This window comes from Curtobacterium sp. VKM Ac-1393 (genome assembly GCF_015350995.1).
Lineage (GTDB): Bacteria > Actinomycetota > Actinomycetes > Actinomycetales > Microbacteriaceae > Curtobacterium.
In genome coordinates, this window is the sequence record NZ_JADKRW010000005.1 from 200,172 (window position 1) to 211,493 (window position 11,322).

General features: G+C 71.5%; 8 protein-coding genes and 1 tRNA gene. 2 read left to right on the top strand and 7 right to left on the bottom strand.

Annotated elements, in window-relative coordinates:
- Positions 1 to 2: 2 nt before the first annotated feature.
- The 7 genes from rho to argS all read right to left on the bottom strand — a co-directional run bounded on the left by rho (position 3) and on the right by argS (position 10,055).
- Positions 3 to 2,318, bottom strand: a complete 2,316-nt coding sequence (gene rho, locus ITJ59_RS12755) for a transcription termination factor Rho (protein ID WP_194651542.1) — start codon at positions 2,316 to 2,318, stop codon at positions 3 to 5.
- 179 nt (positions 2,319 to 2,497) lie between these two features.
- Positions 2,498 to 3,406 (bottom strand): homoserine kinase, encoded by a 909-nt coding sequence (gene thrB, locus ITJ59_RS12760; RefSeq protein ID WP_323749492.1) that lies wholly within the window; start codon positions 3,404 to 3,406, stop codon positions 2,498 to 2,500.
- 134 nt (positions 3,407 to 3,540) lie between these two features.
- Positions 3,541 to 4,620 carry a threonine synthase gene (gene thrC, locus ITJ59_RS12765; protein ID WP_194651546.1) on the bottom strand — a complete coding sequence of 360 codons (1,080 nt, stop codon included), beginning with the start codon at positions 4,618 to 4,620 and terminating at the stop codon, positions 3,541 to 3,543.
- Positions 4,621 to 4,690: 70 nt separating this feature from the next.
- Positions 4,691 to 5,998, bottom strand: a complete 1,308-nt coding sequence (locus tag ITJ59_RS12770) for a homoserine dehydrogenase (protein WP_194651548.1) — start codon at positions 5,996 to 5,998, stop codon at positions 4,691 to 4,693.
- A 25-nt stretch (positions 5,999 to 6,023) separates the two neighbouring features.
- Positions 6,024 to 7,469, bottom strand: a complete 1,446-nt coding sequence (gene lysA, locus ITJ59_RS12775; RefSeq protein ID WP_194651549.1) for a diaminopimelate decarboxylase — start codon at positions 7,467 to 7,469, stop codon at positions 6,024 to 6,026.
- Positions 7,470 to 7,527: 58 nt separating this feature from the next.
- Positions 7,528 to 8,271 (bottom strand): LmeA family phospholipid-binding protein, encoded by a 744-nt coding sequence (locus ITJ59_RS12780; RefSeq protein ID WP_194651551.1) that lies wholly within the window; start codon positions 8,269 to 8,271, stop codon positions 7,528 to 7,530.
- A gap of 113 nt (positions 8,272 to 8,384) precedes the next feature.
- The gene (argS, locus tag ITJ59_RS12785; protein WP_194651553.1) at positions 8,385 to 10,055 is read right to left on the bottom strand and encodes an arginine--tRNA ligase; all 1,671 of its coding nucleotides are present in this window, start codon (positions 10,053 to 10,055) and stop codon (positions 8,385 to 8,387) included.
- Positions 10,056 to 10,114: 59 nt separating this feature from the next.
- On the opposite strand from argS, the gene ITJ59_RS12790 reads away from it, so the two are divergent.
- Complete coding sequence (locus ITJ59_RS12790; protein WP_194651555.1) at positions 10,115 to 10,690, top strand: hypothetical protein; 576 nt, start codon at positions 10,115 to 10,117, stop codon at positions 10,688 to 10,690.
- A 410-nt stretch (positions 10,691 to 11,100) separates the two neighbouring features.
- Positions 11,101 to 11,172: transfer RNA gene (locus tag ITJ59_RS12795), tRNA-Arg, on the top strand.
- Positions 11,173 to 11,322: the final 150 nt, after the last annotated feature.

Below are 11,322 nucleotides of genomic sequence, written 5' to 3' on the forward strand. Positions count from 1 at the left end.
CGTTACTCCTGGTGACCGTTGTGGTGGGCGCCGCCGGTCGTCGGGACCGACTTCTGCACCTGCACCAGGAACTCGACGTTCGACTGCGTCTCCTTGAGGTTCCGCAGCACGATCTCGAGGGCCTGCTGCGGGTCGAGCCCGGCGAGGGCACGGCGCAGACGCCAGGTGATCGTGACCTCGTCGGCGGAGAGCAGCTGCTCCTCGCGACGGGTGCCGGAGGCGTTGACGTCGACAGCCGGGAAGATCCGCTTGTCCGCCAGGTGACGGTTCAGGCGGAGCTCCATGTTGCCGGTGCCCTTGAACTCCTCGAAGATGACCTCGTCCATCTTCGAACCGGTCTCGACGAGCGCGGTCGCGAGGATGGTCAGCGAGCCGCCGTCCTCGATGTTGCGCGCCGCGCCGAAGAAGCGCTTCGGCGGGTAGAGCGCCGCGGAGTCCACGCCACCGGAGAGCACACGGCCCGACGGCGGGGTCGACAGGTTGTACGCACGGCCCAGGCGGGTGATCGAGTCGAGCAGGAGCACGACGTCGTGGCCGAGCTCCACCAGGCGCTTCGCACGCTCGATGGCGAGCTCGGCGACGGTGGTGTGGTCCTCGGCGGGACGGTCGAAGGTCGAGGCGATGACCTCGCCCTTCACCGTGCGCTGCATGTCGGTGACCTCTTCGGGCCGCTCGTCGACGAGGACGACCATGAGGTGCGCCTCGGGGTTGTTCTTCGCGACGGCGTTCGCGATGGCCTGCAGCACGACGGTCTTGCCGGCCTTGGGCGGCGAGACGATCAGGCCGCGCTGGCCCTTGCCGATCGGCGACACGAGGTCGATGATGCGGGTCGACAGCTTGCCGGGCTCGGTCTCGAGACGCAGGCGCTCGTTCGGGTACAGCGGCGTCAGGTCCGAGAACTCGACGCGGGCAGCTGCCTCGTCGGCGGTCTGGCCGTTCACCGAGTCGACGGTCACGAGCGCGTTGTACTTCTGACGGCTCTGCTGCTCGTTGTCACGGGGCTGCTTGATCGAACCGACGACGGCGTCACCCTTGCGCAGGTGGTACTTCTTCACCTGGCCGAGGGAGACGTAGACGTCGTTCGGTCCGGGCAGGTACCCGGTGGTCCGGACGAAGGCGTAGTTGTCGAGGACGTCGAGGATGCCCGCGATCGGGATCAGGACGTCGTCCTCGGTGACCTCGGGCTCGAAGTCGTCGTTCTGGCCGCCACGACCACGCTTGCGGTCGCGCTGGCGACGGCTGCGGCCGCCCTCGGTGTCGTCGGCGTTCTGCTGCGCCTGCTGGCCCTGCTTCTGCTGACCGTTCTGCTTGGCCTGGTTGGCCGCCTGCTGCTTCTGCTCGGCGCGGTCGTCCTGCTTCGCGTCGCGCTGGCGGGTGTCGCCCTTGGCGTCGCCCTGCTTGCCGTCGCCCTGCTTGCCGTCGTTCTGCTTGCCGTCGCCCTGCTTGGCGTCGGCCTGCTTCTGCTGGTCGTTGCCGTTCTGCCGCTGCTGGCCGCCCTGCTGGTTCTGCTGGGCGTCCTGCTGGTCGCCGTTCTGCTCGCCGTTCTCGGCGTTCTGCCCACGGCCACGACCACGACCACGGCTGCGGCGACCGCGACGCGCTCCACCCTCGCCCTGCTGGTCGTTCTGGTCGCCCGACTGGTCCTGCGACTCGGCCTCGGCGTCCTGGCCCTGCTGGTCGGCCTGGACGGGGGCGTCCGCCGACGACGGCTGGCGCTGGTCCTGGTTCTGGTTCTGGTTCTGGTTCTGGTTCTGGTCAGCAGCCTGCTGGTCGCCGCCACGCTGACCGCGACCGCGACGCTGGCCACCGGTCGGTGCCTGTGCGGCTTCCTGCGCGTCCTTCTCGGCGCGGACCTGGTCGAGGCCCGCGAGCAGGTCCTCGGTGCCGGTGTGCCCGGCGTTGGTGTGCTCGGCGGCCGAGGTCGGGCCGGCGTTCACGGTGCCGCCGGACGACGCGCGACGCGAACGGCGGGCACGCGACGGGGCGGCCGGCTCGGTCTCGACGGCGGGTGCCCCGGCATCGGCGGCCGGTGCTGCTGCGACCGGCGCTGCCGCGGCCGGGGCCTCGGCGGCGGGCTCCGGCAGGGTCGGCTGCTCGGTCACGGGGGACGACACCGGTTCGGCGGCAGGTGCTGCCGCGGCGGGCGCGGTCTCGTCCGCGACGGGACGCTTGTCCTCGATCGAGGCGATGAGGTCGCCCTTGCGGAGCTTCGAGAGCCCGGTGATGCCGAGCGAGGAGGCGATGCGCTGGAGCTCCGGGAGACGGAGGGCGCGCAGATCGCTGGGGATCTCCACCTGGGCGGAGTTGTTGTCGGTCAAGGTCGGTGTTTCCTTTCGAACCGCAGAACGCGGAGAGTTTCCACCGTCCCGGATGCAGGGAGCATCGACCGCCGTTCAGACGACGGATCGGGATTCGGTGATCAGAAAGAGATGCACACCCGCGCACCGGACCCTGCGACGTCGCAGGAGCTGTCCTTGGGGACGGGCATTCCGTGCGGTTACGCGGGTTCGGCTTCGAGCGCCGAGTGCGGCACCACTGTAGCACCACCGAGATCGACGGCCAGCATGAGCGCCCGCCAGTCGGATTCCCCGTGTCGCGCCACGAGATCGGCGGCGGTGAGCCGCTGCGCCGGATCGCTGCCGAGCACCAACAGGCTCGGCCCCGCCCCGGACACGACGGCGGCCAGCCCGTGCTGCCGGAGCAGTCCGATCAACGCGTCGGTCTCGGGCATGGCGCTGGCCCGGTACGCCTGGTGCAGGCGGTCCTCGGTCGCGGCGAGCAGGAGCTCGGGGCTCTGGATCAGCGCGGCGACCAGCAGCGCGGAGCGCGAGACGTTGAACGCGGCGTCGGCGTGCGGCACGTTCGCGGGCTGCAGGGAGCGCGCGAGCTTCGTCGAGAGCGTGGACGTCGGCACGAAGACCACGGGGGCGACACCGCGGTGCACCAGGAGCCGCTTGTACGCGGGCCCCTCCGCCGTCATCCACGCGATCGTCAGGCCGCCGAACAGCGCGGGGGCGACGTTGTCCGGGTGACCTTCCATCTCGGTGGCCAGGCTGAGCAGGGTCGAGGCGTCCAGGTCGACGATGCCCTCGAGCAGCCCGCGGGCCGCCATCAGGCCGGCGACGATCGCGGCTGCCGACGAGCCGAGCCCGCGGCCGTGCGGGATCGCGTTCGTCGCGTGCAGTTCGAGGCCGGGCTGGTCGACGCCGGCGTGCTCGAGGCCACGGCGGACGGCACGGACGACCAGGTTCGTGTCGTCGGTCGCGACCTCACCGGCGCCGACGCCCTGCACGGTGACGGTGGCACCGGGTTCGGGGCGGACGCGCACGACGACCTCGTCATACAGCGACAGCGCGAGGCCGAGCGAGTCGAACCCCGGGCCGAGGTTGGCGGACGTCGCCGGCACGCGTACCCGCACGGCCCGTCCGGCGGGCACCCCGTGGGCCGCCCGCCCGGCGGGCACAGCGTGGACCGCCCGTCCGGCCGGTACAGCGCTGTGGGCGGTGACGCCCTCCCCCGGTCCGGACGAGCGGTCGACGCTCACTGCGCCGCGACCAGTCCGAGCACGTCCGCGATCGACTTGGTGTCGACCGGAACACTCGTCGGGGTGACCTCGCCGCCGTCCTGGGTGCGCAGGGCCCACTGCGGGTCCTTCAGGCCGTGGCCGGTGACGGTGATGACGACCTTCGCGCCCTTCGGCACGACGCCGGCGTCGGCACGCTCGAGCAGCCCGGCGACACCGATGGCCGATGCGGGCTCGACGAACACGCCGACCTCGGCCGACAGGATGCGGTGCGCCGCGAGGATGGCCTCGTCCGAGATGGCACCGAAGTAGCCGTCGGTCTCGTCACGGGCCTCGAGGGCGAACTGCCACGACGCCGGGTTGCCGATGCGGATCGCCGATGCGATGGTGTCGGGGTTCTTGACGACCTCGCCGCGGACGATCGGGGCCGAGCCGGCGGCCTGGAACCCGAACATGCGCGGGAGCTTCGTGGTGCGACCGGCCGCCACGTCCTCGCGGTACCCCCGCGAGTACGCGGTGTAGTTGCCCGCGTTGCCGACCGGCAGGAAGTGGAAGTCCGGGGCGTCACCGAGGACGTCGACGACCTCGAACGCGGCGGTCTTCTGGCCCTCGATGCGGTCGTTGTTGACCGAGTTGACGAGGTGCACCGGGTAGTTGGCCGCCAGGTCGCGGGCGATGTCGAGGCAGTCGTCGAAGTTGCCCTGGACCTGCAGCAGCTGGGCGTCGTGGGCGACGGCCTGGCTGAGCTTGCCCATGGCGATCTTGCCCTCGGGCACGAGCACCGCGGCGGTGATGCCGGCGTGCGTGGCGTACGCGGCGGCCGAGGCGCTGGTGTTGCCGGTCGAGGCGCAGATGACGGCCTTCGCGCCGTGCTCGACGGCCTTCGAGATCGCCATCGTCATGCCGCGGTCCTTGAAGGACCCGGTCGGGTTCATGCCCTCGAACTTGACGTAGACCTCGGCGCCGGTGCGCTCGGAGAGCCGACGAGCCGGGATGAGGGGCGTGCCGCCCTCACCGAGCGTGACGATCGGCGTCGCCTCGGTCACGTCGAGTCGGTCGGCGTACTCGCGCAGGACTCCCTGCCACTGGTGGGCCATCAGGCTTCTCTCTCTGTCCGGTGGGTCGGTCTGGTGGTGGTCATGGGTCGGCCTGGAGGCGCGTGGTGCGTCAGGCGCCGACGAAGCGCAGGACGCTGGTCACGTCCAGGACCACGTCCTCGCCGCGCAGCGTGCGGACGGTGTCCGCCAGGTCCGCTTCGCGCGCCAGGTGTGTGCCGATGACGAGCGCCGCCGTCCCCTCGGAGGCGCCCGCGGTGGTCTGCTCGACGGTCTCGACGCTCACGCCGTGCTTCGCGAGCACACCGGCGACGGTCGACAGCACGCCGGGGGCGTCGGTGACGTGCAACGTGATCTGGTAGCGCGTCCGGACGGTGCCGATCGGGAAGACGGGCAGGTCCGACTGCGTGGACTCCGCGACACCAGGGCCACCGATGACGTGCCGTCGTGCGGCGGAGACGAGGTCGCCGAGCACGGCCGAGGCCGTCTCGACCCCACCGGCACCGGCGCCGTAGAACATCAGGTCGCCGGCGGCCTCGGCCTCGACGAACACGGCGTTCTTCGCGCCGTGCACGCTGGCCAGGGGGTGCGACTCGGGAACGAGGGCCGGGTACACGCGGGCGCTGACGCCCTCGCGGCCGTCCTCGTCGGTCAGCCGCTCGGCAGTGGCCAGGATCTTCACGACGTAGCCGGCCTTGCGCGCGGCGCGGACCTGCTCGATCGTGACCGAGGTGATGCCCTCGCGGTGCACTGCTGCGAGCGGTACCGAGGTGTGGAACGCCAGCGAGGCCAGGATCGCGGCCTTCTGCGCGGCGTCGTAGCCCTCGATGTCGGCGGTCGGGTCGGCCTCGGCGTACCCGAGCTCGGTCGCGGTGGCCAGGGCGTCCTCGAACGTGCTCCCCTGCCGGTCCATCAGGTCGAGGATGAAGTTCGTGGTGCCGTTGACGATGCCCATGATCCGCTCGATGCGGTCCCCGGCGAGCGAGTCGTGCAGCGGTCGGATGATCGGGATCGCGCCGGCGACGGCGGCCTCGTAGTACAGCTGCGCGCCGACCTGCTCGGCCACCGCGAAGAGCTCCGGACCGTGGGTCGCGAGGAGCGCCTTGTTGCCGGTGACGACGTCCGCGCCGGACTGCAGCGCCTGCAGCACGAGCGTACGTGCGGGCTCGATGCCACCGATCAGCTCGACGACGATGTCGGCACCGAGGATGAGCGACTCAGCGTCCGTCGTGTAGAGGTCCTTCGGCAGGTCGACGTCGCGCGGGGCGTCGACGTCGCGCACGGCGATCCCGACGAGCTCGAGGCCGGCGCCGGCGCGCGAAGCGAGTTCGTCGGCGTGCTCGAGCAGGAGGCGCGCGACCTGGGACCCGACCGAGCCGGCCCCGAGCAGCGCGACGCGGACGTTGCGGTATTCGATCATCTGGAGTTGGTTCCTGTTCGTCGGGTCAGCGGCCGGTGCCGGCGTGGGGCACGGGGCGGACCCCGGTGTCGCGGGCGAGGAGGTCGTCGATCGACTCGCCCCGCACGAGGATACGGGCTGCGCCGTCCGCCACGGCGACGACCGGCGGGCGGCCCACGTGGTTGTAGTTGCTCGACAGGGCCCAGCAGTACGCCCCGGTCGCCGCGACGGCGAGCAGGTCGCCGCGCTGGACGTCACCGGGCAGGTACTCGTCGTTGACCACGATGTCGCCGCTCTCGCAGTGCTTCCCGACCACGCGGGTGAGCACGGCCGGTGACCCGGACGCGCGGGCGAGGCGGGCGGTGTAGTCGGCGCCGTACAGCGCGGGACGGGCGTTGTCACTCATGCCGCCGTCGACGGAGACGTAGGTGCGCGTGGCGTGGCAGCTGTCGGCGTCGCTGCCGTCGCTGCCGTCGCCGGTCTCGAGCGCGACCGGCTTGATGGTGCCGACGCGGTAGAGCGTGATGCCCGCCGGCCCGACGATGTAGCGGCCGGGTTCGACCGCGACCTCGGGCACCGGGATGTCCCGCTCGGCGCAGGCCTCGGCGATGATCGCGGCGAGGGCATCGGCGACGTCCTCGGGCGCGAACGCGGAGTCGGCCTCGGTGTAGTCGATGCCCCAGCCGCCGCCGAGGTTCAGCTCCGGCACGGGGCCCGTCGCCACCAGGGTCGCGTGCACGTCCATCAGCCGTCGCGCGGCCTCGCGGAACCCGGACTCGTCGAAGATCTGCGAGCCGATGTGCGAGTGCAGCCCGACGAACACGAGGGACGACTCGGCACGCACGGCCTCGGCAGCGGTGACGGCCTCGGTGAGCGGGATGCCGAACTTCTGGTCCTCGCGTGCGGTGGCGAGGTACTCGTGGGTCGAGGCGTGCACGCCGCTGTTGATCCGGATGCGCACGCGCTGCACGACTCCGGCTTCGGTCGCGGCACGGGCGACGCGCTGGACCTCTTCGTGGCTGTCGAGCACGATCGTGCCCACGCCGACCTCGACCGCGCGGGCGATCTCGGCGTCGGACTTGTCGTTGCCGTGGAAGCCGAGCAGGGCGGGGTCGATGCCCGCGGCCAGCGCGACCGCGAGCTCTCCGCCGGTGCAGACGTCCACGCGCAGGCCAGCCTCGGCCATCCACGCCACGACCTGGGTCGTCAGGAAGGCCTTGCCCGCGTAGTAGACGTGTGCCCGGGTGCCGATGCCCTCGAACGCCTCGGTGAAGGCGTTCCGCACCCGGACCGCGCGGGACTGCACGTCCCGCTCGTCGACGACGTACAGCGGGGTGCCGTACTGCGCGACCAGGTCGGTCGCGGTGACACCGCCGATCGCCAGGTCGCCGTCGTCGGTCCGCGTCGCGGACGCGGGCCAGATCCGGTCCACCAGCTGGGAGGCGTCCGTCGGGAACCGCAGTCGCGGCGGTGCAAGGGGGTTCTCGCTCACGGGACCCGATCCTACCGACGCGGGGCGGGCCTCCCGTCCGTGTGACGCAGCCACGGGATCAGCCGCAGCTGCCCACCGTCTGCAGGCCCTGCTCGTTGAGCGGCAGCGCGTCAGCGGTGATGCGGACCGTCGCGTCGCCCTTCGAGACGTCGAGCGAGCGCACGCGGAGGGCCTCGGGCAGGAACTGCGCCGTGCAGACCTGGACCGGCACGTTCGTGACACCGGGGATCGAGTTCACCTTGAGGCCGAGGTCCGAGTTGGTGATCCGGACGCTCTTCGGGGTGATCGTGATGCCGCGGCCGTCGTCCTGCGCGACGACGTCGCCCTTCGCGGCGTAGGTGATGTCGTAGCCGAGCACCGCCGTGGAACCGGAGAGCTCCACGCCACCGTCGACCAGGGTCAGCCGGTCGAACAGCGGGCTGTACTTCGACAGGTCCTTCACGCTCGACGACGCCAGGGTGACGGTGCCGTCGACGTCGTGCACGTCGCCCTTGCCGTCCACCGGGACGTCCTTCGCGGTGACGTCCGCGGCGAGCGGGATGCCGTCGACGGTGAGCTTCGCGGACGAGATCTCGACCTGGTCGAGTGTGCCGCTGATCAGCTGCGGGATGACGATGCCGTCGGCGTGCGCCTCGACCTGGCCGGTGGTGCCGTCGGGCAACGACTGCTCGACCTGCTGGGCGATGATGCGGTCGACGACGCCGCGGAGCACGAACTCGGCGATGACGACGAGGCCGGCGAGCACGACGACGACCACGATCAGGACGACGGGCCAGCGGCGGCGGGTGGTGGCAGCGGACATGCCTCCCAGCCTTCCACGTGGCAGCTTGGGGCCGGCACCGTGGAACGGACACAGCACCACGGGATTCCGCGGTGCTGTGTCCGGAACCTGGTTCCGGCGGCGTGGACCCCTCGCTACATGCGGGACGGGGCGGACACGCCGAGCAGCGTCAGGCCGTTGCGGACGACCTGACCGGTGGCGTCGTTCAGCCAGAGGCGCGTGCGGTGCAGGTCGGTCACCGGCTCGTCGCCGAGGGGCGTCACACGGCAGGAGTCGTACCAGCGGTGGTACAGCCCGGCCAGCTGCTCGATGTACCGGGCGATGCGGTGCGGCTCACGGAGCTCCGCGGCGTGGCGCACCACGCGCGGGAACTCGGCGAGGGCGCCGAGCAGCGCTCCCTCGGAGTCGTGCGTCAGCAACGAGGCGTCGAACGCGGACCGGTCGACCCCGGCGGCCTCGGCGTTGCGGGCCACCGACTGGGTGCGTGCGTGCGCGTACTGGACGTAGAACACCGGGTTGTCGTTCGTGCGCTTCGTGAGCAGGTCGAGGTCGATGTCGATCGCAGTGTCACTCGCGAACCGGACGAGCGAGTACCGGCCGGCGTCGACCCCCACGGCGTCGACGAGGTCCTCCATCGTGACGATCGTGCCGTTGCGCTTCGACATGCGCATCGGTTCGCCGTCCTTGAGCAGGTTGACCATCTGCCCGATCAGGATCTCGAGGTTCGTGCCCGGCTCGTCGCCGAACGCGGCGCACATCGCCATCATCCGGCCAACGTAGCCGTGGTGGTCCGCGCCGAGCATGATCAGGTTGCGTTCGAAGCCGCGCTCGCGCTTGTCGAGGTAGTACGCCAGGTCACCGGCGATGTACGCGGGCTCGCCGTCGGACTTGATGACCACGCGGTCGCGGTCGTCGCCGAAGTCGGTGGTGCGGAGCCACTCGGCACCCTCGGCCTCGTACATCACGCCGGACGACCGCAGCCGGGCGATGGCGCGCTCGACGGCCTTCGACTCGTGCAGTTCGTTCTCGTGGAAGTACACGTCGAAGTCCACGCCGAAGTCGTGCAGCGACGACTTGATGTCGGCGAACATGAAGTCCACGCCCTCGCGCCGGAACACTTCTTGCGCCTCGTCACGCGGCAGGTTCGTGATGTCGACCGACGGGTCGAGCGTCGCGATCACGCGCGCCGCGATCTCGGCGATGTAGGCACCGCCGTAGCCGTCCTCGGGCGTGGGCTCACCGAGCGCCGACGCCACGAGCGAACGGGCGAAGCGGTCGATCTGCGCACCGTGGTCGTTGAAGTAGTACTCGCGGGTGACCAGGCCACCCTGCGCCTGGAACACGCGGGCCAGGCTGTCACCGACGGCCGCCCACCGGACACCGCCCATGTGGATCGGGCCGGTCGGGTTCGCGGACACGAACTCCAGGTTGATCCGGACGCCGTCGTACAGGTCGCCGGTGCCGAACGACTCGCCGCCGTCCACGATGGTGCGGGCGATCTCGCCGGCGGCAGCCGCCTCGAGCGTGATGTTGATGAAGCCCGGGCCGGCGACGTCGACCGAGGCCACCCCGTCGAGCTCGGTCAGCTCGCCGGCGATCTCCGTCGCGAGCTCGCGCGGGTTCGTGCCGATGCGCTTCGCGAGCTGCATGGCCGCGTTCGACGCCCAGTCGCCGTGCGCGCGGTTCTTCGGACGCTCGAGGACCACGTGCGAGTCCCCGATCGTCACGGTCTCGGACGCGCCTCGTCGCTCGACGATCCCGGTCAGGATCGACAGGTACGCGGCGGAGAGTTCGGCAGGAGTCACGGCGGACGAGTCTACCGGGACACCCAGGTGCACGCCGGACGATGCGCCATCATGTCGGCATGACCACCCGAAGCCGTGCCCGGGCGTGCTCCGTCGCCACCGTCGCCACCGCAGCAGCCCTCGTGCTGTCGGCCTGTTCGGGTGGCGGCGACGGAGGTCCGACGCCCAGTGCGACCCCGGTCGGGAAGGCGGTGTCGCAGACGTGCGCCGAACTCCTGCCCGCCGAAGCCCTGTCCGTGTACGGGAAGACCTTCACCCTCGACGACTCCTTCACCCCTGCGAAGGGCTCCCCCGCCGCCACCATCGCGAAGCAGCGGGGTCGGGTCTGCCAGTTCGTCGCCACCGACGACGACGCCGTGACGATCACCCTGGCCGTCGCCGACCTGCCTGAGAAATCGCTCACGAACCTGAAGGACGCCCTCTACGACCGCGGCGGCTCGGTGCCCACCTACCGTGTCGAGGGGTACTTCGCGCTCAGCGGTGCCGTCGGACGCGCCGACGCCTTCGCCGACCCGTACTGGATCACCACCCAGTCGACGCTGTTCACCGAGCCCGGAGGCGCACAACCCGTCGTCGACGCGGTGCGCGCTGCGCTGCAGCCGTCGGCGACGGCGACGGCGACGCCCGCCGGCTGACCCGGCCGGCCGCGCTCGCACGGTGCCGGGGCCGCCGCTCGGTGCGAGGTTGCGTGCGCGGTGCGCGCCTGCTGCGCCGCACGGAGCGCGCAACCTCGCACCGGCCCGCGACGCACGCACCGTGCGGACGGGAGGCCCGTGGCGGCCCCGGACCGCGCCTCCCGGCCGCTCGGCGGCGCTCGCACGGTGCCGGGTCCGCCGCTCGGTGCGAGGTTGCACGCGTGGTGCGCGCCTGCTGCGCCGCACGGACCGCGCAACCTCGCACCGGCCCGCAACGCACGCACCGTGCGGACGGGAGGCCCGTGGCGGCCCCGCACCGCGCCTCCCGTCCGCCCCGTGGCGACGCCCCGTGCGCGACACGCGCTGTCCAGGAGCGCGCGCCGGACCTGCTACGGTTGTTCCACCCCTTGGCCCCCATAGCTCAGGGGATAGAGCACTGCCCTCCGGAGGCAGGGGCGGAGGTTCGAATCCTCCTGGGGGCACGTCACATTTCCGCGCAAGCAGTTGTCTTCGCTCCGCTCAGGCAGCTGCGCGCGATGTCGCCTGCGGCGACCTTCCCCCGTTGAGACTTCTCCGGGTCTGTCGCCAGTCTCGGGGTGGGTGACTCGACGTCTTCTGCTCACTCGACGGTC

Excerpts from the sequence above, each read along its gene's own strand:
- thrC (WP_194651546.1), bottom strand. The coding sequence starts at position 4,620 with ATGGCCCACCAGTGGCAGGGAGTCCTGCGCGAGTACGCCGACCGACTC.
- ITJ59_RS12770 (WP_194651548.1), bottom strand. The coding sequence starts at position 5,998 with ATGATCGAATACCGCAACGTCCGCGTCGCGCTGCTCGGGGCCGGCTCG.
- ITJ59_RS12780 (WP_194651551.1), bottom strand. The coding sequence starts at position 8,271 with ATGTCCGCTGCCACCACCCGCCGCCGCTGGCCCGTCGTCCTGATCGTG.
- ITJ59_RS12790 (WP_194651555.1), top strand. The coding sequence starts at position 10,115 with ATGACCACCCGAAGCCGTGCCCGGGCGTGCTCCGTCGCCACCGTCGCC.